This window comes from Pirellulales bacterium (assembly GCA_035546535.1).
Lineage (GTDB): Bacteria > Planctomycetota > Planctomycetia > Pirellulales > JACPPG01 > JACPPG01.
In genome coordinates, this window is the sequence record DASZWQ010000031.1 from 49870 (window position 1) to 72792 (window position 22923).

18 protein-coding genes are annotated in these 22923 nt (G+C 62.4%); 7 read left to right on the forward strand and 11 right to left on the reverse strand.

Features of this window, described 5'->3' with window-relative positions; translation table 11 throughout:
• Positions 1-95 precede the first annotated feature (95 nt).
• From VHD36_03660 to VHD36_03695, 8 genes are all read right to left on the reverse strand, one after another.
• Positions 96-1094 carry a hypothetical protein gene (locus tag VHD36_03660; GenBank protein ID HVU86392.1) on the reverse strand — a complete coding sequence of 333 codons (999 nt, stop codon included), beginning with the start codon at positions 1092-1094 and terminating at the stop codon, positions 96-98.
• An 8-nt stretch (positions 1095-1102) separates the two neighbouring features.
• On the reverse strand, positions 1103-1666 hold the full coding sequence (locus VHD36_03665) for a peptidylprolyl isomerase (protein HVU86393.1): 564 nt from the start codon (positions 1664-1666) through the stop codon (positions 1103-1105).
• A 215-nt stretch (positions 1667-1881) separates the two neighbouring features.
• A complete protein-coding gene (locus VHD36_03670) occupies positions 1882-2553 on the reverse strand; it encodes a class I SAM-dependent methyltransferase (GenBank protein HVU86394.1) in 672 nt (223 codons plus the stop codon).
• Positions 2554-2631: 78 nt separating this feature from the next.
• Complete coding sequence (locus tag VHD36_03675) at positions 2632-2961, reverse strand: hypothetical protein (GenBank protein HVU86395.1); 330 nt, start codon at positions 2959-2961, stop codon at positions 2632-2634.
• A gap of 288 nt (positions 2962-3249) precedes the next feature.
• A complete protein-coding gene (locus tag VHD36_03680; GenBank protein HVU86396.1) occupies positions 3250-4521 on the reverse strand; it encodes a prolipoprotein diacylglyceryl transferase in 1272 nt (423 codons plus the stop codon).
• A 125-nt stretch (positions 4522-4646) separates the two neighbouring features.
• Positions 4647-5540 carry a pantoate--beta-alanine ligase gene (gene panC, locus VHD36_03685; GenBank protein HVU86397.1) on the reverse strand — a complete coding sequence of 298 codons (894 nt, stop codon included), beginning with the start codon at positions 5538-5540 and terminating at the stop codon, positions 4647-4649.
• A gap of 76 nt (positions 5541-5616) precedes the next feature.
• Positions 5617-6609: a 2-amino-4-hydroxy-6-hydroxymethyldihydropteridine diphosphokinase gene (folK, locus tag VHD36_03690; GenBank protein HVU86398.1), complete on the reverse strand. Its 993-nt coding sequence runs from the start codon at positions 6607-6609 to the stop codon at positions 5617-5619.
• A 1103-nt stretch (positions 6610-7712) separates the two neighbouring features.
• Positions 7713-8537, reverse strand: a complete 825-nt coding sequence (locus VHD36_03695; GenBank protein ID HVU86399.1) for a carbon-nitrogen hydrolase family protein — start codon at positions 8535-8537, stop codon at positions 7713-7715.
• Positions 8538-8691: 154 nt separating this feature from the next.
• Here VHD36_03695 and VHD36_03700 point away from each other — a divergent pair, with 154 nt between their 5' ends.
• On the forward strand, positions 8692-9546 hold the full coding sequence (locus tag VHD36_03700; GenBank protein ID HVU86400.1) for a glycosyltransferase family 2 protein: 855 nt from the start codon (positions 8692-8694) through the stop codon (positions 9544-9546).
• Between the two features lie 81 nt (positions 9547-9627).
• Positions 9628-10983, forward strand: coding sequence for a right-handed parallel beta-helix repeat-containing protein (locus VHD36_03705; GenBank protein HVU86401.1), 1356 nt, complete (start codon positions 9628-9630; stop codon positions 10981-10983).
• A gap of 149 nt (positions 10984-11132) precedes the next feature.
• Here VHD36_03705 and VHD36_03710 read toward each other — a convergent pair whose 3' ends face one another.
• Entirely contained in the window at positions 11133-11498 is a 366-nt protein-coding gene (locus VHD36_03710) for a MauE/DoxX family redox-associated membrane protein (protein ID HVU86402.1), read from the reverse strand.
• Positions 11499-11700: 202 nt separating this feature from the next.
• On the opposite strand from VHD36_03710, the gene VHD36_03715 reads away from it, so the two are divergent.
• The 5 genes from VHD36_03715 to VHD36_03735 all read left to right on the forward strand — a co-directional run bounded on the left by VHD36_03715 (position 11701) and on the right by VHD36_03735 (position 19345).
• Positions 11701-12456, forward strand: coding sequence for an ABC transporter ATP-binding protein (locus tag VHD36_03715; GenBank protein HVU86403.1), 756 nt, complete (start codon positions 11701-11703; stop codon positions 12454-12456).
• Complete coding sequence (locus tag VHD36_03720; GenBank protein ID HVU86404.1) at positions 12453-14972, forward strand: FtsX-like permease family protein; 2520 nt, start codon at positions 12453-12455, stop codon at positions 14970-14972. Before VHD36_03715 ends, VHD36_03720 begins: the two co-directional genes overlap by 4 nt.
• Positions 14973-15300: 328 nt before the next feature.
• A complete protein-coding gene (locus VHD36_03725) occupies positions 15301-16521 on the forward strand; it encodes a cyanophycinase (GenBank protein ID HVU86405.1) in 1221 nt (406 codons plus the stop codon).
• Positions 16522-16831: 310 nt separating this feature from the next.
• On the forward strand, positions 16832-18217 hold the full coding sequence (locus VHD36_03730) for a lactate racemase domain-containing protein (protein ID HVU86406.1): 1386 nt from the start codon (positions 16832-16834) through the stop codon (positions 18215-18217).
• Between the two features lie 216 nt (positions 18218-18433).
• Positions 18434-19345 (forward strand): DUF1559 domain-containing protein, encoded by a 912-nt coding sequence (locus VHD36_03735; GenBank protein ID HVU86407.1) that lies wholly within the window; start codon positions 18434-18436, stop codon positions 19343-19345.
• Between the two features lie 7 nt (positions 19346-19352).
• Here VHD36_03735 and VHD36_03740 read toward each other — a convergent pair whose 3' ends face one another.
• Positions 19353-21029, reverse strand: a complete 1677-nt coding sequence (locus VHD36_03740) for an efflux transporter outer membrane subunit (GenBank protein ID HVU86408.1) — start codon at positions 21027-21029, stop codon at positions 19353-19355.
• 264 nt (positions 21030-21293) lie between these two features.
• Positions 21294-22907 (reverse strand): DHA2 family efflux MFS transporter permease subunit, encoded by a 1614-nt coding sequence (locus tag VHD36_03745; protein HVU86409.1) that lies wholly within the window; start codon positions 22905-22907, stop codon positions 21294-21296.
• Positions 22908-22923: the final 16 nt, after the last annotated feature.

Below are 22923 nucleotides of genomic sequence, written 5' to 3' on the forward strand. Positions count from 1 at the left end.
GCGCCGGTAGTGGGTCAGTCGGACCCACTACCCAAGCGCCGATAGTGTTCCGTTGGAAACGGCACGACTTCGCAAGCGCCACCCGCAATCGGCCGTCATTTGCCGCGACGATGCTCGACGTCCCAGGAATGCACCTGTTGCGCCAGGTGAACCGTCTCCGGCTCGTTGTGCAGTACACCGTAATAAAAGAGCGCCTCGGAAACTTCCCGGTAATTCACCTGCTTGATGCCCCCCGAACCGGCCAGTTCCTTGCCGGTGCCGGTGCGCGTGTTGCCTTCGATTTCGATCTCACCGGTCGGCTTGATCCGCGTGCGCTCCCAGCGCATGGCTTTTTCGATCGCCGCATCAAGTTCGGGCTCTGGCACGTAGATCGACAGGTGCTGGCCCATTAGAATCACGACCGCGTTATAGCTGGAGTCGCGCCCGCCGCGCTCGATGAAGACGCCTTCGTCGTCGCGCCGCTCCAAGGCCAGCTTGAGGAGCTTGTGCGCCGATTCGATCATCTGCGCATCGTTGAGCACCAGTCCGCAGAGGCCGAATGCCTTGGCCGCGATCACCAGGCGGTTGGCCGTGTGACCGACCTTGGGCAGAATGGTCGGGTAGCCCTTCTGAATGAAATCGCACGCCCGGCGCATCTTGGGCGTGACTTCTTCGACCTGCTTCTGAAAGCGCGGCGCCAGCGGTGATGCCTGTAGCACGAGCAGCGCGCGGCCCAACTCCTGCAAAAAGAAATAGGCGTTCTCCACGCGGATGGCGTAGACCGTGATCGGCAGATCGCCCGGTTTGCCGCCGCCGGCGAATCCGCCGTCGTCGATCTGCGTGGCGAACGTGGCCTGGATCGATTTCCAGGCGTCTGCGGCGCGCTCCTCGTCTCCCAAGGCCACCGCCGCGGTCAAATACCGGCATCCGCCTCGACCGAGAATCGTCGTGCCCAAGCGCTCGGGGACCATCTGCCCGAGCATCGGCCGCGGCATTTTTTGCAGGAGATCATACTCAGCGCGGTTCGGCTCACCGGCCGATGTCGCCGTCGCTAATCGCCATAGCACCAGGCCGAAAAAGATCGACCTGAGAATCGCAGTCGAACAGTTATTCATCAACGGAACTACAACTCGCCGCAATCGGCGACGACGATTTTGGCCGACGTCGCGCCCGATTGCGAGCCCATCGACTCGATCTTCTTCACCACGTCCATTCCTTCAACCACCTGGCCGAATACGACGTGCTTGCCGTCGAGCCAGGGCGTGGCCACCGTACACAGAAAGAATTGCGAGCCGTTGGTGTTCGGGCCGGCATTGGCCATGCTCAACACACCCGCGCCCGTGTGCTTCAGCTTGAAATTCTCATCGGCGAATTTTTCGCCGTAGATCGACTTTCCGCCGGTGCCGTTGCCGCGGGTGAAATCACCCCCTTGGCACATGAAGTTGGGAATCACGCGGTGGAAGGGGCTCCCCTTGTAGCCAAAGCCCTTTTCGCCGGTGCACAACTGGCGGAAATTCTCGGCCGTCTTGGGCACCACGTCGGAGCGCAGCTCCATCACGATCCGGCCGATCGGTTTACCGTCGGCCGTGACGTCGAAATAGACACGCGGCAGTTTTTCGCCCGCCGCATGTGCGGCCGAAGCCCCCAGCGCCAATCCGACCATCACGAACATGCACAGCTGAAACATCTGAGAGCCTCCGTGTGTTGGGCCAATGCGGTCTTGGTTACATGCGATTACGAAGCGAGCGTGCCATGGCCTTCGGGCGCGAGCCGAGGTGGGCCCAGGCCGACGGCCAAACAGTCCAGCCCGTCATTCGTCACGCATTGTACCTATGGGCTGCCATCGGCATAGCCCGGGGGCCAATCGCCGCAGCACAGAAGGCCGGTTCTGAAGAGAGGACTTCAGGCCGCCGGCCTGGTCAGCCAGACATTGAAGCCGATCGATTCGGCCTCGATTTGGCACGAGCCAAAGGCGCTCTCCCGCGCCAGGCGTTCGAATTCCGTGCGGCTCTTGGCACGCTTCAACAGCATGTGCTTGAACGTCCAGCGGACGATCGCGCTATTGGCCCGGCCCAGGTTCATGTCGGCGACGCACGCATTGATGTCGTCTTGCGAAGCGTCTTTTGAGAGATCGACGATCCACGCCTGGCCGCCGGGGCGCAGGACGCGATGCATCTCATCGAGCGCCTCGACCGGCCGCGAGAAATTCTTGAACGCCGCGCGGCAGATGATGAAATCGAATTCGTTATCGGCAAAGGGCATCGCAGCCGCGTCTCCTTGATGAAACTCGGCCGTCACGCCGGCTTGCCGCGCGCTCTCGGTGGCCATCGCGACAAAGGAATGGCTGATATCCAGCCCCACGACGTGGCATCGGCCGAAGCGGGCGAGCTCGATCGATAGGTAGCCAGGGCCCGGCGCGACCTCCAGAACTTTCGCGCCGGCGGCCACGCGTGCGTTCACGTCGGCGGCACCTTTGCGGTAGTCGTCCATGCTGCCGCGCGTGATACGGGCGTACCAGCGGGCCAGATATCCTTCGAGCGGCAGCCCGATATAACCCTTTGTTGCGCGCACCATCGCTGTGGAACCTCACTTTGAAAGAGGAAGAGTTGCCAGAGCGGGCGCTCGAACGGTTGGCGCTGGCAGGCAACCGAACTAGGCGCGCGGCGGAGCCGATTCCGGCACCGCGTCGCGACGCCCCCCGACTTCGACTTTGAAGGATCCCAGGCCAACGCGTACCGATTGATCGCCGGCCATCGCCAGGCGCGCCGCCTCACCATCGGCGCTTGCTTCCAAAACGGTCTTGATGTCGGCCGCCGACATGCCGCGTTCAAGCATGTCGTGCTTGAGCGTGGCATCGATCTCGGACTGGTGAGAGCGACGCAGGTAGTCGGTGATGAATACGATCGCCACGCAGGCTACGATCACTGCCGCGACCATGGCGCACACGGCTAACCACGGATTTGCCATCAATATCTGCTGCATGATTCGATTCCTCCTCCGGCCAGCCCCGGCCACGAGCTTCCCACGCGCTCGGACATTTATTCGACGCCCGTTACCTCTTATTAGACGCTGGCGCACGAAAAATGCAAAAAAGGGCGATGCAAGGCAGGAGAACTGCAAAATCCGTAGCCGGGGCCTGCGACCCCGGAAGCGACATCGTGAAATCCCGGCCTTCACAGAGGCCGGCTACAGAAGATACGCGCGCAGAATCTCAACTTTGCAGGTCTCCTGCGGTGCAAGGAGGCCAAGAACGCACCGGCAGTCGGCGGACTACGCCGCCGCCGGCCGGGCCGGCCATACCGAGCCGTGCGGCCGTCGCAGTACGTAGATCCACAGCCCGGCGGCGATCACCAGCACCAGCAGGCTGATATTCTGGGAAATGCTCAGGCCGGTGCCGAAGACGGGGCCCTCGTCGGTGCGAATGATCTCGAGCAGAAAGCGCGTTACGCCGTGCAGCGTCAGGGTCCAGGCGGTTACCTCGCCGTCGTGCTGGCGGAACGGGTAATAGGCGAGCAAGAACAGGCACAACAAAAAGGCATCGATCGCGCTGTACAACTGCGTAGGATGAACCGGTCGGCTGTGGTCGTGCGTGCCAGCCATCAAAGAAAAGCGACGGACACCGCGCTGGGTGGCTAATTCCAGCGGCTTGTCGGCGGCAAACGCTTCGGCGATCTGCTTCTGCGCTTCTTCCAGCGTGTCGACGTTGTGGCGGTTGATCTGCTGAATGCGTTCGCCCGCCGATATTCCCAGTGCCGCGCTTTCTTGGCTAGCACTGAGCGAGCCGATCACGGGTCGATGCTCGGCATCGGCCACGACCGTCAGGCCGTAGACTTGTCCCAAGCGGATCTGCTGCTCGTGCGGAGGGCTGTCGGCCGGAAATGTCACGGCCCACGGCAAATCGCACGGTCCACCAAAGCAACATCCATTCAGAAAACAACCGATGCGTCCCAGCCCCAATCCCAACACGACACCGGGCGCGATCAAGTCGGCCAGGGCGAGGCCCGGTAGCCGATGCCGATAGATAAAGGCAATGAGCGCCAGCCCGCCCACGAGCAACATGCCGTAGACGACGAGCCCTCCCTCTTGAATGCTGATGGCGGTGACGAATGCTTCCTGCCACGATTTATCGACGAAGAGCCGGTCCCAGTATTCGATCAAGTAGAAGATGCGCGCGCCGATGATGCCGCTGACGAACAGCCAGAAGGCCAGCGACAGAATCACTTCCGGATCGACGCCCATCCGCCGTGCCCGATAGGCCGACAGGCCCACGCCCGATGTCACGGCTACCAGCAGCATCACGCCGTAGCCGCGCACCGGCAAACCGTTTTCGTCCGAGATGGCAGGCAGCAGGTAAGCAATCACGGCCCCCAGCACGAGCAGCACCGGCACATAGCCGCGCGTGTCAGAGCTAAAGCCCTGGCGGCGCACTAACCAACCGAGGAACACGATGCTGGCGATCGCCCAGATGACCAAGAGCAGGCCATATCCGAAGACAGGCACACCGGCAATCTCGGCAGGGATGTAGAAAAGGGTGGAACGCATGGGCAATTCGTCGGCAGCCGGCAGAGGGCAGCTGGTAGTAGTCGGTTGTCGGTTGTGTGCGATCATCTGGCCGCCGGGCTTGCCGGGCGACCAGTAGTCACTTGTCAGTGTGTGTTGGTCGGGCGTTATTTCATGCCTTGCCCAAGGAAACAATTATCAATCAGTCGCACGCCCGCGATGCGAGCCGCAATGAGCGCAACGGTCGTGGGCGTGGTCGCAGGGACCTCGGCCAGCGTTTCGCTATCGGCCAGCGCCAGGTAATCGATCGTCACGCCCGGCGTCTCATCGAAGAGGCTTTTCATGCGTTCTTTGATCGTTGCGGCGTCGCGCTCTCCCTTGGCAAAAAGTTCGCAAGCCAGCGCCAGGCTGCGGCTCAGTACCAGGCCGCGGCGCCGATCTTCGGCCGACAGGTACGCGTTGCGCGAGCTCATCGCCAGGCCGTCTGACTCGCGGACCGTTGGGCAGACGCGAATCGTCACCGGCACGTCGAGATCATCGACCATGCGGCGCACCACCAGCGATTGCTGATAATCCTTCTGTCCGAAAAAGGCCACGTCGGGTCGCACCATGTTGAAGAGCTTCAGCACGACGGTTGCTACACCGCGAAAATGCCCCGGCCGGAATTTGCCTTCCAGCGGTGCAGCCACGGTCGAGGGTTCCACCACCGTGCTGTTTTCCGCGCGATAGACTTCCTCGCGCGCCGGAGCAAACACCAGGTCGACGCCGTGCGGCGACAACTTCGTTACATCGCGTAACAAGTCGCGCGGGTAACGTTCGAAATCTTCGCTGGGACCAAATTGCGTCGGGTTGACGAAGATCGACACCACGACGCGCGTGCATTCTCGCTTCGCCGCATCGACCAGGCTCAAGTGTCCCGCGTGCAAGGCCCCCATCGTGGGCACGAAGGCAATCGATTCGCCCGCCGCGCGCCAGCGGTCCATGACGGCGCGCAATTCTCCGCGGGTCGTGACCATAGCGCAACCGGCTGCCGCGGCCTGATCGAGCGATGCCTGTTTCATGCAAATCTGCCGAACTATCTCGAAATCTTGGGGGCGATGGTTATTGAACAACTCAGTCGTCGCTCGGCGAGGGTTGTCAGCTCATGGCTGCGATCGCCGCCGTCACTTCAGCGACCTGCGCCGTCGGACTGCCCTCGCTGACAATCAAAACCGGTCCAACTCCCGGTTGCTGCGCCGTCGCCCGAAGCGCCCGGCGAAGTGCCTCATTGCGATCCACGGCACTTGGCTCGCCTGGCGGATCGAGCAAGACAAGTAGCTTCGGCCGAACCGCTTCCGAGCTTGCGGCGTCGATCAGACCTTCGAGTTCCTTCCGGTCGTGGCCATCGTTCCATGCTGAAACGTAAGCCCGCGATTGTTCCAGCCAGAAATCACTGATCGCAAGCCGCGCCTTTGCTCCCCACCTGTGGGGATCGAGTAGCATGCACCGGCGGGTGAGCAATTCTATCTCCGCCGCACGGGCGCGACCAGCCGAGTCTTTGCTGCTCGGCGCCGCCGAGAGTTCAGGCACGTCGGCGATCAGCCGGGCATCGAGCTGTGTGGCAAGCTGCGCCGCGAGGGCAGTTTTTCCCACGCCCGGCCGCCCAGTCACCGCCACGTAAGGCACCGCGAAACGCAGGTGGTCGCGCAACTGGAGCAACGTCCAGCCGATCGCAGGATGTCGCCAATCGGGCGCGATTTCCGCGGCTGGCTCAACGACGAATTTGCGAAAAGCCATCCGCGGATGAGGTAGCACCAGCCGCGGCGTGTCGAGTTGCACGTCATCGTACAGGAGAAGATCGAGATCGATCGTACGCGGCCCCCAATGCACCGCGCGCACGCGGCCGAGCGATGTCTCGATCTCTGCAAGCGTGGCGAGCACTTGCGCCGGCGAATGCGATGTCTCGACGATCGCCGCGCCGTTGAGGTAGGTTTGCTGATCCGCCGGGCCGCCGACCGGCGCCGTTTCGTGCCAGGTGCTTCGGCCGCGCAAGTCGAAGCCAGTGTGCGCGGCGAGCAGGCCGACCGCGCGGGATAGGGTCGCCGGCCGATCCCCTTCATTCGATCCCAAGGCGATCAAGCACAGCGACATATTGCAACGCAAGCGAGAACGAGGGTGGCTGTGAATCGACCGGCCAAGAATCTCTCCGGCAGGTCAGCGCGCGAGTCGACTCACGGGAAATGACAGCCAGACCTTTCGCGAGGGTAAGCGACGGGTAACGACGGCGCGCCGATCACCCGAGGCAGGCGTGCCGACAGCCGGCCACCGGCCGATCGAACCGGAAAGATCGATCTCATTATACCCGCAAAACGTTGCCGCGCGCAAAGGCCTCGCAGAGTTGACGGCGCCATGGGTGATTTCGGCGATGTACTTGCGCCTCATGGTCGGCCAAATCCGTGACCCAACCGTGAACGCGAAAAACTTAGGGGGAAATCCGTTCCGCGACGCAGATTTGACTCCACGTCGCCGGACGTCGGTCCCTCGGTTGCCGGCCCCTAAATTGTTTCAATCATCGTCGTTATCCCGTTAGCGTCGTGCAGCGAATTGGCCGGTGGAAGCGAGATTGACTGCCGCAATCACGAGATCCTCCTCGGTCACGGCGCGTCACGCGCCTCGCGGTCGTACGACTCGCCAAGCAGTCGCGAGTTTTGCATGCCCTTGGCGCGCAGAAAATCCCAATTCCATCCACTAGTAACCGCCGCTGGCCCTAACGAATCGACAGAACAATCGAAAACGGTTCGCGATCGTTTCGAGTTCGACCCTGTGACGCTTTGAACTTGCGAAGCTGTGAATTTCTGATGCTGTGTGCTTGTGACGCTTGGAACTGATGACGCTCTGAACGTGTGATGCACTTCAAACGCGAACCGCAGAATCATTCACGCACGGGCGTCATTGTGCGTTCTTGCACGCGATTGTCAAGTTCAGAAATCGAAAGCACGCGTAACAAAAAAATCTTCCCGCCAAGTTCGCAAAAAGTGCTTGCAATTTTCCGATCGAGTGACCCGCGCGCGTGCTATCAAGAGCCGCCGCGCAGTGCGCGAAATCATCCGTGGCGCGAGAGTCGCTGAGCTTCGAAGTGGAAATGCTCATCGATGAATCACGCGGCGCCATTCGCAGTCGCGCCACTCGTGTGAGCCGCCACGCGCGAAATAGATTTCGGCGATGCGTGATCGGGCGCCAATGCCTCATCGAATTCAACGCGGCCGAAGAATCAAGCGCCGATGCTCAAGCGCCGGCAGTCGCTGGCGAATCGACGTGATGCGATCCAAGTCGATCTCGGCCAGAATCACGCCTTCGCCGTCGGCCGCGGTGGCCAACACCGTGCCCCATGGATCAACGATCATCGAGCGCCCGTACGTCGTCAGCCCGGGAGCGTGCTGGCCGTATTGATTGGGCGCGATCACGTAGCACTGATTCTCGATCGCTCGGGCGCGCAGCAAGATTTCCCAATGATCGCGCCCCGTCGCCAGGGTGAAGGCAGCGGGAATGCAGAAAATAGCGCTTCCCAAGTCGACCAATTCGCGAAATAGCTCGGGAAAGCGCAAGTCGTAACAGATCGCCTGTCCGATCGTGCCGCAGGGCGTTGGCGTGGCGCACAGCGCATCGCCGGGCAATAGCCAACTCGACTCGCGGCACGACACCTGGCTGGGAATTTCGAAATCGAACAGGTGCCGTTTGCGGTATTGCGCCAGGATTGTGCCCGTCGGATCGATCAACAAGCTCGTGTTGAAACACTTCGTCGGATCGGGACTCTGCTCGCAGTAGCTTCCGGCCACGAGCGTGATCGATAGCCGCTTCGCCAGCGCGCATAGCAAATCGCTCGTGGGCCCCGGAATCGACTCGGCCGAGCCGACCATCTGTGCCGAGCGGCCCAGGTAAGCGAACGTTTCCGGCAAGGCAATAAGCTGTGCCCCCGCGGCCGCCCCTTGTTCGATCAAAGCGCTGGCTCTGCGCAGATTATGTGGCTGATCGTCACCCGACGACATCTGTACAGCGGCGACACGAAAGAGGTTGCTCATGGGTGGATCGTTCCTGGCGACTACGTTCGACTTTCGGCCGCAAGTCAATTGTACAGTTTGGAGATTTCTTCGTAGGATAGCACACGTGGTTCGGGTGTCGCCTCGGGCGGTGGCGGACAAAATCCTTCGAGGCAATTCAACCAGCAAGGTCGACGTGTCGCAGCAGCAACCGAACGAGGAAAAGTCACAGTTGTGGCGCCTGGCCGAACAACCTTCGGCCGAGTTTGGCTCTCCCGATTACGAAACGGTGCGACAATTGCTCGGTCCGAGCGTCTGCCGCCGATTGGGAATCTATGAATTGCCGCCGGGTTTCGTCCTGTCGGTCGTGATCCCGGTGTACAACGAGCTGCGCACCATCGAAGAAGTGGTGCGCCGTATCCGTGGCACGGGCTTGCCCATCGAAATGGTCCTGGTCGACGACGGCAGCGTGGACGGCACGCGCGACATTCTCTCCGAGTGGCGCGATCAGCCGGACATGAAGATCATCTTTCACGCCCATAACCAGGGCAAAGGCGCCGCCCTGCGCACCGGCTTCGCCGCGGCCACGGGCACCGTAGTAATCGTGCAAGATGCCGACTTGGAATACGATCCGGCGGAGTTCGTCAAATTGATTCAACCGATCATCGAGAATCAGGCCGACGTCGTTTTCGGCAGCCGCTTCTCGGGCGACAACCAGCGCGTACTCTATTTCTGGCACTATGTCGGCAATCGCGTGCTGACTTTGTTGTCGAACATGATGACCAACCTGAACCTGTCGGACATGGAAACCTGCTACAAGGCATTCCGACGGGAAATCATTCAAAAGATCGCCCCCACGCTGCGCGAAAACCGTTTTGGCATCGAGCCGGAGCTGACCGCCAAGATCGCCAGCATCAAGAACGTGCGCATTCACGAGCGGCCGATCAGCTACGCCGGCCGCACGTACGCCGAAGGCAAGAAGATCACCTGGCGCGACGGTTTCCGCGCCCTCTATTGCATCATTCGCTACTCGCGCGGCATCGGCGAGTAGAGCTGCGTTGGCGTTATCGGGTGCTTTCTTGCCTATCGCGCTGCGTCTACACTGGAAGCAATCCTTGAAAGGAGCGCTTTCATGTTCACTCGCAGTTCGCGAACTTGCGATCGTCGCCGCTTCTTGCAAACTTCGGCTGCGTTGACCTCCACCGGCGCGTGGCTGGCGACGGCCGCGGCCGAAGAGCCAGGCGAGGCGCCGCCGCCCCGCGCTACGTCGGGCGATACGCACGAGCCCGACTGGAACGAGCGACTCACGATTACCGTCGGGCCTGACAAGGCCGATCTGGTTGGAACGAGCGACAAGGTCCTGCAAGCTGCGGTCGACTACGTGGCGCGTGCCGGCGGCGGTACGGTCCACGTGCAGCCCGGCACGTTTCGTTTGCGCAACGCTGTTTATTTGCCATCGCGCGTGCGCATTCTCGGTAGCGGCACCGACTCGATCCTCGTCAAAGAACCTTCGGTAGCGACCGAGCTATCGGCCGACTCGGATTGGTTCGATCAGGAGATCACGCTCGTCGACCCGGCCGGATTTCGCGTCGGCGACGGCGTTTGCCTGCGGGCGCGCAATCCGCACAACGGCGGCCCAACCGTTTGCAAACGCACACTCGTCGCGCGCAGCGGCAATCGCTTCAAGCTCGATCGCGCCTTGCGCGAAAACTTCTGGCTGATGGGCGAATCGACCGTGGCCACGCTGTTTCCGATCTTCAGCGGCGAGAACATCGCCGATGTCGTGATCGAGAACATCACGCTCGACGGCAACCGCGCGAATAACGACAATCTCGACGGTAATTACGCCGGTTGCGTCTTCCTGCAAGACTGCAATCGCGTCACCATGCGCGGCGTTACGGCGCGAAACTACAACGGCGATGGACTGAGTTGGCAAATCTGCCACGACGTCACGGTCGAGGATTGCCACAGCTACGATCATGTGGGGCTGGGCCTGCACCCCGGCTCAGGCTCGCAGCGCCCTGTCATGCGCCGCAACCGGCTCGAGAACAACGATATCGGCATCTTCTTTTGCTGGGGTGTGAAAGGGGGCCTGGCCGAAGCGAACAAAATTGTGGGAAACCGCAGCTACGGCGTTTCGATCGGCCATCGCGACACGAACAACATCGTGCGCGACAACGACATCGAGCGCAGCGGCAAAGCCGGTGTGCTGTTCCGGCCCGAGCGCGGCCGGGATTTTGCCCCGCATCGCAATCGATTGGAACGTAACCGGATTTTTGATAGTGGCCCGGCCGACGGCGTCGCGGTCGACGTGCAAGGCCAGACCGAGTCGATCGTGATCAGCGCGAACGACATTCGCGAAACGCGCGAGCCCATGTCACGGATCGGCGTCCGCATCGGCGCCGAAACCAGCGACGTGCGCCTGGCGGAGAACCGGATCGAAGGTTTTGCGAGCGCCGTGGCGGATCTGCGCGAAAAGCGGGGATAAGGAATTCATCCGCCGCAGATAGACGCAGATTCGGCAGACAGGATTCGCCAGTCCGATATGGATCGATCCACTCTCTTTGTCGAAATTCTGCGTAATCTGTGAAATCTGCGGATTGTGCTTTCGCTTCCTTGCAATCTCGATGGCGAAATTCAATCGCGTGTGTACCACCACGCCCATAGGATCAATAGACCCTGGATCGGCAGCCGCGCCAGGTGAAACGACGGCGGTACGTCGGGGAAGATTTCCTGGTGCTGGTACACGTAGATGTTCGCCGGAAAGACCGCCAGCAGCAGCGCGATCAATCCCCAGGCGGCCGGCTTCGTGGTGCGCGGGATCATCAAGAGCACGCCCAGGAACACTTCGGCCAGCCCGCTGACGAACACCGCGAGAGCGTGCCAGGGCAGGTAGGGGGGCATGATCTTCAGGTAGAAGGCCGGGTTGATGAAATGGTTCATCCCGGCCACGATGTAGAGCGCACCCTGCACGTATTTCAGCACGCCTTTCACGGTTGGCATCGGCACGGACCTCGCTGGGATTGCGGCGACTACCCAAAGCCATTCGACCGATTCCTCGAACCTTCCGGCTGCAACTATCCGCCCACCGGCTGTGGCCCTGAACCTATCGGTTGTGGCGTGTTATAGTGCCCGCATGTGGTAAGGGCCAAGAGCGCCAGGGTGCGCTCGCGCTGCCTGGGCACCTCGTTCAAGGATGCGTTTCGTGTCTAATTCCTCGCAACCGGCGGTGCAAATCCGCGATTTACGCAAAGTCTTCGGCGCGGCGGCCACGCGCGTGATCGCACTGGCTGGCGTCGATCTCGATATTCCCAGCGGGCAATTTCTGGCCGTGATGGGTCCGTCGGGGTCAGGCAAGAGCACGCTCTTGCATCTCGTGGCCGGGCTCGATCAACCCGACGGCGGTAGCATCCGCGTCAGCGGCCAGGACATCTTGGCCCTTTCGGACGATGATCTGACGTTATTGCGTCGGCGCCAGCTGGGGCTTGTCTTTCAAGCGTTTAATCTGCTCGATGCGCTGTCGGCCGCCGAGAACGTGGCGCTACCGCTGATTGTCGATGGAGTCGACGAATTCACGGCCAACCAGCGCGCGGCCCAAGCGCTCGATCGTGTCGGTCTTGCTCACCGTGGCCGGCACTTGCCCAAGGAAATGTCGGGCGGGGAACAGCAGCGCGTGGCCATCGCCCGGGCCTTGGCCATCAGGCCGGTGCTGCTGCTGGCCGACGAGCCGACCGGCAATCTCGACACGCACAATGGCGATCAGGTGATGCAACTCTTGCGGCAACTGGTTAGCGAAGGGCAGACCATTCTCATGGTCACACACAACCCAGCACACGCGGCCATGGCCGACCGGATCGTCATGCTGCGCGACGGCGAGATCGTTCACGATCGCCTGCTCGGCCAGGAGCACGCGCGCGGCCATGCCGCGGCCGGCAATGAAAGCTCGGGCACGCTGCCATGATGCTGCGGCATTACACCTATCGTGAGTTCGTCCGCCGGCCGGGCCGGACGCTGCTCACGCTCGCCGGCATTGTCATCGGCGTGGCGGGTGTGTTTGCGATCGCGCTCGTGATCAACACCACGCGGCACGCCTATCAGCAGATGTTTTCGGATCTAACCGGGAACGCCGCATTGGAAATCGTGGCTGAAGGGGGCGGCGGCTTCGATCCTGCCTTCGCCGCCGACTTGACTACGATCCGCGGCGTTCGTTCAGCCGATCCTGTCGTGCAGATGGTGGCCGGCCTGGTGAACGGCGAGAACCCGCTGGGCGTGATGGTCATCGGTAACGATCCCGCGCGCGACGAAGAAGCCGCGGCCCATCTGGTCGCCGGCCGCGGCCTGGCCACGGACGACGAGGTGCTGCTGGTCGATAACTTTGCCAAGAGCCTGAAGCTTGCTGTCGATGCGAAGGTCCGGCTCTTGTCGCGTGGCGGCGTGAACGAGTTTCGCGTCGTGGGCCTGGTCGAGCCCAGCGGCATCGCCGGCTTTAACGGCGGTTCGGTCGTGTTCGTCACGCTGCCGATCGCGCGGCGAATGTTCAAGCTGGGCAATCAAGTCACGGCGATCCCCATCGTGCTCACCGACGGCGCCGACCCCGACACGGTGCAGGAGAAAATCGCTGCGCGCTTGCCGGCCGGATTGATTGTGCGTTCGCCGGCCACGCGCGGCGACCTGGCCCAGCACAGCCTGCTAGGGGCTGAGCAAGGGCTATCGGCCCTCAGCGTCGTGTCGATCGTGGCCGGCGCCTTCGTGATCCTCAATTCCTTCCTGATGAGCCTGGCCGAGCGGCGCAAGCAACTGGCCATCCTGCGCGCCATCGGCGTTACCAGCAGGCAGGTCACCGGATTCCTCCTGCGCGAAGCCTTGATCCTGGGCATCGTCGGCATGGTGATCGGCATTGGGCTGGGCCTGGGCGTTTCGGTGGTGCTGGTGCAGGGCATGGAACAATTGCTGGGCGTGACCTTGCACCGCCTGGAACTCGCGCTGCAGCCGTTCGTCCTGGCCGCGCTGTTTGGCCCCGGCATGGCCGTGTTTGCCACCTTCGCGCCGGCCCGCCGCGCCGCCCAGCGACCACCGCTTCCCGATTTGCTCGGATTGCAGATTCAAGGCAGCGATACGATCGTCGCACGGATGGCGTGGATCGGTGTGGTAACAGGCGTCATTGCTATCACGGGCGTGTCGTCGTTCATCGGGCGTTTGCTTCCCGGACCATTACAGCGCACTTTACCGGCACCGCTATTGGGCCTGATTCTCGTCAGCGGAGTCTTGTTGACTCCCGCGCTGTATCCGTACGTCGCCCGCCTGGTCGCCGGGCTGCTAAGGCCGCTCTGGGGTATCGAAGGGCGCCTGGCTGTGCAGCAGTTGTCGCGCAATGCGCTGCGCAGCGGGCTGACGGCCGCCGTTTTGTGCGTGGCTTTGGTGATTTCGATCGCTATGGGTCAGTCGATTCGCAATAACATCAAGGACGTCGAACAATGGTCGGTCCGCACGTTCAAGGCCGACTATCTGTTGCGCAGCACACTGCCTGAGCTGAGCTACGCGGTAGCCGCGCAATTGCCCGAGGAATTGCTCGACGAGCTGCGCCGGCTGCCCGACGTGGAGACGGTACACGAGCTGAACCTGGTGCAAGCCAAGGTCGGCGGCGAGGCGATCGTCGTCGTGGCGCGCTCGTTCGACGCCGAAGCGACCGAGGCGCTCGACATTGCCGAGGGGACGCAGGTCGAGGTGACGCGCGGCCTCTTGGCGGGCGAAGCCGTGATCGGCACGGCTCTGGCCCGGCGTTTGAACCTGGGCGTCGGCGACGAATTGGCACTCCACACGCGCCGTGGCGACCGCAAGGTGCGCATCGCGGCGACGGTCACTGAGTACATCGCGGGAGGCATGGCAGCCTATATCGAACGAAAGGCGGCACAGGACCTTTTCGGTTTCGACGGCGTCGATGTTTACATGATCACGGCCCGGCCGGGAGGGACGGATGCTCTCGGGAGGACGATGGCAGCCTTCTGCGAAGAGCGTGGCTACATGCTGCAATCCAACGCCGAATTCCGGGCACGCATTCACCACATGATGGGTGGCGTGATCGGCTTTCTGTGGTTGCTTTTGGCCCTGGTGTTCGTGGTCGCGTCGCTGGGCATTGTTAACACGCTAACCATGAACGTCATGGAGCAGACCCGCGAAATCGCCGTGCTCCGCAGCGTGGCCCTGCGCCAGGGGCAGGTGCGGGCGATGATCCTCTATCAGGCCCTGGCCCTGGGGCTCTGCAGCCTGGTGCCGGGCGTGGGCATTGGCCTGATTCTGGCTTTTTTGATGAATCTTTCCACGCACATCCTGCTGGGGCAGCCCGTCGAATTCCAGGCCGAGATCTGGTTCGTGCTGGCATGCTGCGTCGCCTGCCTGGCGATCGCGTCGGCCGCCGCCTGGATGCCCGCCCGACGTGCTTCGCGACTCGAAATCGTCCGTGCGTTACAATATGAATAGCATGTCCACTGCCGGCGGTCCGCCGGCGCCTGCGTCAGAGCGATGCCAAGTCGAAATTCACGAACTTGTAAGCATTTAGTTGCTGCGCGATGCCCGCGACCGCAAAAGTCGCGGGCAGCAAGTCGCTTGTCGCTGCGCACTGGGTATATAATGGGCACGTCAAGGCCACCGGGCCCAGGATTTGGTCTTGATGCGAAGCCGGTAATCTCGTTACTTTTCTGCCGGAGCATGACGCCCGCCCATTGCACGCCGACGAATCTGACGCACTTACACTTCGCCGGTCGATATGGTGTTTGACAGGGAGCGAACGATGGTGAGGAGTTCGAGAGTGGCTGTTCTTGGCCTGTGTCTGATTGGAATAGCCTCCGCGGCCAGGGCTGACGAGAAAAAGGGATCGTTGGTCATTATCGGCGGGGCTTTGCGTTCGACCGATAGCCAGGTGTGGGAACGAGACATCTGGGAACGCATTGTCGATCTGGCCGGTGGCGACAAGGCGCAGATCGCGGTCTTCCCGACGGCTAGCGGTACCCCGCTCGATAGCGGCGACCGGGCCGTGGCCGCCTTGAAGAAGGCCGGAGCCGAAGCCTTCGTCGTTCCACTGGGACTGATGAACGTCGACGTCGACTTCCGCAAGCTGGTCGTCGACGAGGAAATGGTCGAAAAGGTCCGCAATGCCACCGGAGTGTTCTTTACCGGCGGCGATCAAAAACGCATTACCAAAGCCCTACGCACCGAAGACGGCGAGAACACGCCCCTCTTGGATGCGGTGTGGGAAGTCTACAACGACGGTGGCGTGATCGCCGGCACCAGTGCCGGGGCCGCCGTGCTCAGCCGCGTGATGTTCGCCGATCCCGAGAGCGTGCTGGCCACGCTGAAGAAGGGTGTGAAGTTCGGCAAGGAAATCGACGAAGGGCTCGGCTTCCTCGATCACGGCTGGTTCATCGAGCAGCATTGCATGACCCGCGGCCGCTTTGCCCGGGCCCTGGTGGCCATGCACTCGCAGGGGCTGAAGTTCGGCATCGGCGTCGACGAGAACACGGCCTGCGTCGTGCGTAACGGCACCGAGGTCGAGGTCGTCGGCTTCAAGGGAGCCGTGGTCCTCGACCTATCCAATGCCAGCCATGACCCCGATGTATCGGGCTTTAACCTCAAGAACGTGCGCATGACGTATCTCGATCATGGCGACACGTTCGATCTGAACACGCTGACCGTCACGCCGGCCAAGCAGAAAGTCGCCGGCTCGATGCCGCACGGCGAGGAACTCGACAACGAAGCCGAGCCCTTCATGTTCCCCGACATCCTGGCCAACACGACCGTTGTCGAGGTCCTGGGACGGCTGATGCAACGCCGCAAGGTCGAGGCCATTGGCCTGGCCTTCGACGGGCTGGCCGCACGCCAGGAGCCGACGCAGGGTTTCGAGTTCCGCTTCTACCCCGGCGAGGATAGCGCTGGCTGGTACGGCGACGTCCCGGCCGGCACGGGTTTCACCGTCAGCAACATCCACCTGGATGTGCGGCCGATCGAAATCTCGGGTCCGCTGTACAAGTAGCCGTCGGGTAGTCGGGAATGTGTGGGTTGAGCGTCTGCGGCGCACGGACAAGCGCGTTGTCCGTGCCACCCGGCTAGCGTGTGCCATGCTTTTTGCCGCAGGCAATAAGCATGCGATTCTTCCTCTGACCCTGTGCCATGCTTTTTCGCCGCCAGGCGAATAAGCATGCCGATTGGGTCTTCGACGGGTCCCTCCTCTCAACGAACGCTGCCGCAGCGAACTCCCCCGCCAAATGTTTGACGCTCCACCTCCGCGCGCTGTAGCCTGACCCGCGGACTTTTTCGGGCTCGGCACAGGCGGAGGTTCGCGCATGCGGCTGGAAATCCCTTTCGGCGATGACCTACTTCCCGTAGAGCTGCCGGTTCGAGCGCAGGTCATTTCCGGTGGCCCCCAAGCGTCGCTTCCGCCGGTCGACGATCTTGCCGCCACGGTACGCTCGGCCCTCGATCGGCCGCTCGGCATGCCACGCGTCGAGGAACTCGTACGGCCCGGTGCACGGGTCACGATCGCCTTCGATGATCCGACGGTCATGTCCTTTGGCCCGGTCCGCCGCGTGGCCATCGAGGAGCTGTTACGTCGATTGGCCACGGCAGGTGTCCCTCGGCAGAACGTGACCCTGATCTGTGCCAATGCGCTACACCGCAAATACCGTGCAAGCGAGCTGGCCGATCTCTTGGGGCAGGACCTGGTCGATGAATTCGGCCCGCGGCTCTTTTCGCACGACGCCGAGGACCAAGAAAACCTGGTCTATCTCGGCAAGACGCCCGGCGGCTACGACGTCGAAATCAGTCGCTATTGTTTGGACGCCGATCTGACGATCTACCTCAACGCCGCCCACAATCGCGGCTTCTCGGGCGGGTGGAAAAGCGTGTGCGTCGGGCTGTCGACCTACCGGTCGATCCGCCATCACCACACGCCCGACGGCATGTCGATGTCGCTCTCGCACAATCGCATGCACGCGATGCTCGACGAGATGGGCGCGTTGCTCGAGGCGCGGCTCGACCAGCGGATCTTCAAGATTGATACGATCCTGGCCAACCCGTTTCAGGTCGCGCGGCTGTTCGCCGGCACGGTCGACGACACGCGGCGCGCCACGCTCGACGTGCTGCGCACGCTATATTCCGACCGGCGCGATCTAAGCGCGCAAAAGTTCGACGTCATCCTGTACGGCGTCCCGAACTGGAGCCCGTACGCGATCTATTCGTCGATGAACCCCATTCTGACTTTGATCTCGTCCGGGCTGGGATACATGGGCGGAGCGGTGGCAGCGCTGGGCAAGCCCGGCTGCACGGTGATCATGGCTACTCCTTGCCCCGATATGTGGGACCAGGTGCATCACGCGTCGTACCCGGCAATCTGGAGGGACGTGCTTCCACAGACGCGCGACCCCTATGCGATCGAGCGCGATTTCGCCGAACGCTACGCGCACGACGAACCGCTCATCAAGAAATATCGCGACGAGTTCGCGTTTCACCCGGTACACGCCATCCTGGCCTGCTACCCGCTCAAGCGGCTGGCACACATCGGTCAGGTGTTCGTCGCCGGGGCCGAATCTCCCGACGTGCCACGGCACCTGGGCTTCACGCCCGCCAAGTCGGTCGACGAAGCCTTGGCCCTGGCGGCCGGGCACCATGGTGCCGATTTCAGCCTGGCCTGCCTCGACCAGATGCCGTCGCCCACGAAGGTGCCGATGTAAGCGTATCGGACCGCGGCACACTGGTGGCTCGAGCACCAGTGCTCGATACGACGCTGCGTCATCGACAGGCGGTTCGTCAATCATCATTTTGCATTCTGCATTTTCTGCGCAGCGCTGGGCGGCTCCGTAACCGTTCTCTAGAATCAACGGCTGGAGCGGCATACTCGGCCGGGGGTCCGATATCCGGGGCACGGCCGGATTCTGGAGAGGTGCGAAATGAGCCGATCCTCTTGCGCGCGCCGCGGGTTCACGCTCGTTGAGTTGCTGGTCGTCATCGCGATCATTGGCGGGCTGGTGGCGATTCTCTTGCCGGCCGTGCAAGCAGCCCGCGAGGCGGCGCGCCGCTCCTCCTGCACGAATAATCTCAAGCAAGTTGGCCTCGCGCTTTTGCAGTACGCCGATCTGTACGGTGGATTCCCGCCGAGCAGCACCAGCCAGATCGACTTCGGCGTTTGGAGCCCCAACCCAGCCAGTTATCACTTGCACAGTTGGGCCAGCCTGATCTTTCCCCTGCTGGAACAGGCGAACCTGCAGAACCAGATCAACTACAATGTGTCGGCACTCGCCGCTGCCAACTACGCCGTGGCCGGGCAGCAGATCCCGATCTATCGTTGTCCTTCGTTTACCGGCAACGAATTCAGCCAGGCCGAGGTCTACGCCAATCTGTCGCCGAACTTTGCCACGCGCAATTACGCGGCGCTCGGGGCCACGACGATCGGAAACCTGTGGCAACAGCCAGACGGTGTAATCTATCCTCGCGCGAGCACGCGTTACGTCGACGTGACCGATGGGCTGTCAAACACGCTCGTCGTGGTCGAAACGTGCGAGCCGGACATCGCCGTATGGATCGATGGCGGCACGGCGGCCGTGGCGGTGCATCCGTACGACGAGTCGAACTCGCCGAGCTACGCGCTGCCGCAAATCGCGCTCAATTACCAGCCGTACTTCGGCGGCAATGGGCAAGGCATCGACGCACAGTTTGGGCCGTCGAGCATGCACCCGCGGGGCGCCGTGCATCTGGTCGGCGACGGCTCGGCGCGTTTCATCAGCGATTCGATCAACGCGGCCACCTACGATGGCCTGGTGACGCGCGCCGGCGGCGAGGTGGTGGACGCGTCGCGCTTCTAAACACACGCTATGGCTGCTTCTTGCCGTCCGCCGGCACCGGACCGTTGATGACGGGGCCGGGTTCAGCCGGTGCCGCAGGCACTTCTTCGGCTGGCGGCCCTACGGGCGGTTGATTGCCCGCGGCGGGCCCCTCGCCCGCGGCAGCGCCCCGCGCGGCCGGTAGCGGCATCTGACCGTCCATGAAGTAGCGCCAGCCGCCGCCGAGCGAGCGATAAACGTCGATCAACCGCAGCGCGATGTCGCCTTGCGTTTGGGCCAACTGATCTTGCTGCGTGACAAGCGTCGACTGCGCGTTGAACACGCGATTGAAATCGGTGACGCCTCCCTGGTATTGCAGCAAAACAAGATCGACGGCCCGGCCCGCCTCGAAAACACTCTGCCGCAAAGCCTCCGCCTGTTGCTGCGATTGCAGGAAGCCCACCAGCGCATCTTCGACTTCGCGGCCGGCGTTTAGCACGGCCTGTTGATATTCCAAGGCCTCGCGCTGCAGCCGAACATCTTGCGTGATGATGTTATTGGCGATGCGACCGTAGTTGAGGATGTTCCACTGCAGGCTCGGTAGAACGAACGCCGTAAAGCTATCCGTCCGGAACAATGTGCGGAAATCATTGGCCACGTAGCCTATGAACCCGTTTACTGCCAAACGCGGATACAGATCGGCCTCGGCGATGCCGATCTGCGCGCTTTGCGCGGCGACTTCGCGCTCGGCGCGGCGCACGTCCGGGCGGCGGCGCACCAGGTCGGCCGGAATGCCCAGGGCCACTTCGGCCGGGGCGCGGGGGATCGGCGCCCGATCGAACGAAGCAGCCAGGTCTGTCACTGGCATGCCCATCAGCACGCACAACTGGTTGGCGGCCTGGCGGCGGCCAGCGACCAGGGGCGGGATCAGCGCTTCGGTCTGGGCCAGGTTGGTACGCGCCTGGCGAACGTCCAACTCGGTGGCGGCGCCATTTTTGAATCGCTGCTCGGCCAACTGCGTCGAGCCGCGCTGAATCTCGACATTGCGGCGGGCAAAATCGAGCCGCTGCTCGAACGTGCGCAATTGCACGTAACTCGACGCGACTTGCGACAAGAGCATGACCAGCGAGTCGCCATAGCCTTCGATGGCCGCGTCGACATCGGCCGTCGAACTCTCGATCTGGCGGCGGTACCGGCCCCAGAAATCGAGTTCCCAAGAAGCGTTGAACCCGGTGGCCCACAGGCTCGCACTGGTCGGCAGCGGAATGCCGAGGTTATCGGTGATCTGCCCGTGGAAGTAGGTGCCGTTGGCGGTTTGCTTTTGCGGGAACAAGTTGCCGACGGCGATGCCGCGCTGGGCCCGCGCTTCGAGGATGCGCGTGCCGGCGGCGCGCAGATCGAGGTTCTGGGCGCGGGCCTGTTCGACGAGGCCGTTGAGCGTGGGATCGTTGAAGACCGTCCACCACGAGCAATCGGCGGCCGGCGCGCTAATCACGCGCGGATCGGCACTATCGACCCAGGCGGGGGCCACGGGTGCCGGTGGGCGCGCGTAGTTGGGCCCCACCTTCGCGCCGTTGCGCCACCATTGCCGTAGCGACGTGCACCCGCAAGTGGCGCCGGCGATCACCAGCAGCAGTGCCGCAACGAGGCGCGCGCGGCGGTGCGGCTGTGCATGAGACGCACGGCGCGCGGCAGACTGACTCGAGGGAATACTCTGCGGAGCCATCGGCGAAGGTCGCTGGCGGTGGGCGCACGAAGGGAAAACAGGTGAGGTGCGGCGGCGGCAGAAGCGTGCTGGCAAAGTCGCTACCAACGCTTCTCTACGAATTACTCGGCGAACTGCGAAAGACCGCATGAACCGGAGGGTCGGACGCCCCAGGACCGCCAAAATGCTCCTACCTTAACGTCTGCGGTAACTGTGCTAGCAGCGGTTTGCGAAAGTTGGGCGCTGCGAACGGGCCCGCGCGACGTCCGAGCAAGAGCCGAGTTGTCACTCGGCGGCCAGATGAGCGCCCTTTTCGGCGACCGAGCGCTTCATGAAGAAGACCAGCACGACCAGGAACAGGGCCAGCACCGACGCCAGCCAGAACACGTCGAAGTAGGCCAGCGACGAGGACTGTTGCTCGCGCAAGTTGGAAAGCATCTCCAGCGCCATGTCCTGCGACGCGACCGGGTCACCCGTTTGTTGATAAAAATAGGCCTGGGCGTTTTCCGTGAAGGAGGTGACCGCCGGATTGTAGGGATCGAGCGTTTCGTTGACGCGCAGGGCGTGGAACTGATCGCGGCGTTCGTGAATCGTTTGCGCCATCGACGTGCCCACGCTCCCTCCTTCGTTGCGGATCAAGCTGAACAGCCCGACCGCCGCGCCGCGCAACTCCTTCCGCGTATACATGTAGGCGGCGACGTTAATCGGCGCAAAAATCAGCGACAGCCCCATGATCGACACGACACGCGGCCAGACTACCAGGAACGGGCTGATTTGCAGATTCATCTGCGACATCCAGTAGCAGCCAGCGCCCATGACCAGCAACCCGACGATGATCAACTTGCGCGCATCGACGCCGCGGCCAAGCAGAAACCCGACGATCGGCAGCAGCGATACCGAGAAAAAGCCCGACGGCGACATCACGAATCCTGAGCTCGTGGCATCGTAGTTGAACAGCGATTGCAGCAGACCGGGTAGGGACGTGCTGATGGCGTACAACACTCCGTACGCGCAGAAGATGATGATCGAAGCCATGGCGAAGTTGCGTTCCGCCAGCGGGCGAAAATTGACCACCGGATTGGCAATGCTCATTTCGCGATAAATTAGCGCCACGAGTGACCCGACCATGAGGAACGTCAGCGTCTGCACGCGCCAGAACGGATCGCCGAACCAGTCCCATTGCTGACCTTTGCTCAAGACGACTTCCCAGCAGATCATCGTGGTGGCGAGGAATACCAATCCCAGCGTGTCGAAGTAAAAGGGACGGCGGCGCAGCTCGGCGCGCTCTTGCTTGAGATAGTCAGGGTCTTCGAGCAGATAGTAGGACGCGGCAAAGGCGATCGCACCCATCGGTATGTTGATATAGAAAATCCAGCGCCATGAGTAATTGTCGGTGATGTAGCCACCCAGCGACGGCCCGAGGATCGGCGCGAGCAAGCCGGCGACGGCAAACAGCGTCATGGCCGACCCCTGTTTCTCGGGCGGAAACGCATCAAGCAGCACTCCCTGCGTGCTCGGCTGCAGTCCGCCACCAGCCAGCCCCTGCAAGACGCGGAAGAAGATCAACTCACCCAGGCTGGTCGACATGCCGCACAAGCCCGAGCTGATCGTGAAGACCGCGATTGACATGAGAAAATAGTTGCGCCGGCCGAAATGCGCTGCCAGCCAACCGGAGATAGGCAGGATGATCGCGTTGGCCGCCAGGTAGCTGGTGATTACCCACTCGCTATCGATCACCGCGGCCGACAATCCGCCGGCGATGTACCGCAGCGCGACGTTAGCGATCGTCGTATCGAGCACTTCCATGAACGTCGGCACCACCACGGCCGCTGCCACGAGCCACGGGTTGACCGTGCGCGGCATGACGGCGGTGGGAAGTGCAGCGGCCGAACTGCTCATGAAAGGATGTCTGACC

Coding starts and splice junctions, on each gene's coding strand:
- VHD36_03735 (HVU86407.1), top strand. CDS start 18,434: ATGAGCCGATCCTCTTGCGCGCGCCGCGGGTTCACGCTCGTTGAGTTG.
- VHD36_03660 (HVU86392.1), bottom strand. CDS start 1,094: ATGAATAACTGTTCGACTGCGATTCTCAGGTCGATCTTTTTCGGCCTG.
- VHD36_03695 (HVU86399.1), bottom strand. CDS start 8,537: ATGAGCAACCTCTTTCGTGTCGCCGCTGTACAGATGTCGTCGGGTGAC.
- VHD36_03705 (HVU86401.1), top strand. CDS start 9,628: ATGTTCACTCGCAGTTCGCGAACTTGCGATCGTCGCCGCTTCTTGCAA.
- panC (HVU86397.1), bottom strand. CDS start 5,540: ATGAAACAGGCATCGCTCGATCAGGCCGCGGCAGCCGGTTGCGCTATG.
- folK (HVU86398.1), bottom strand. CDS start 6,609: ATGTCGCTGTGCTTGATCGCCTTGGGATCGAATGAAGGGGATCGGCCG.
- VHD36_03665 (HVU86393.1), bottom strand. CDS start 1,666: ATGTTTCAGCTGTGCATGTTCGTGATGGTCGGATTGGCGCTGGGGGCT.
- VHD36_03675 (HVU86395.1), bottom strand. CDS start 2,961: ATGCAGCAGATATTGATGGCAAATCCGTGGTTAGCCGTGTGCGCCATG.
- VHD36_03680 (HVU86396.1), bottom strand. CDS start 4,521: ATGCGTTCCACCCTTTTCTACATCCCTGCCGAGATTGCCGGTGTGCCT.
- VHD36_03710 (HVU86402.1), bottom strand. CDS start 11,498: ATGCCAACCGTGAAAGGCGTGCTGAAATACGTGCAGGGTGCGCTCTAC.
- VHD36_03740 (HVU86408.1), bottom strand. CDS start 21,029: ATGGCTCCGCAGAGTATTCCCTCGAGTCAGTCTGCCGCGCGCCGTGCG.
- VHD36_03720 (HVU86404.1), top strand. CDS start 12,453: ATGATGCTGCGGCATTACACCTATCGTGAGTTCGTCCGCCGGCCGGGC.
- VHD36_03745 (HVU86409.1), bottom strand. CDS start 22,907: ATGAGCAGTTCGGCCGCTGCACTTCCCACCGCCGTCATGCCGCGCACG.
- VHD36_03730 (HVU86406.1), top strand. CDS start 16,832: ATGCGGCTGGAAATCCCTTTCGGCGATGACCTACTTCCCGTAGAGCTG.
- VHD36_03670 (HVU86394.1), bottom strand. CDS start 2,553: ATGGTGCGCGCAACAAAGGGTTATATCGGGCTGCCGCTCGAAGGATAT.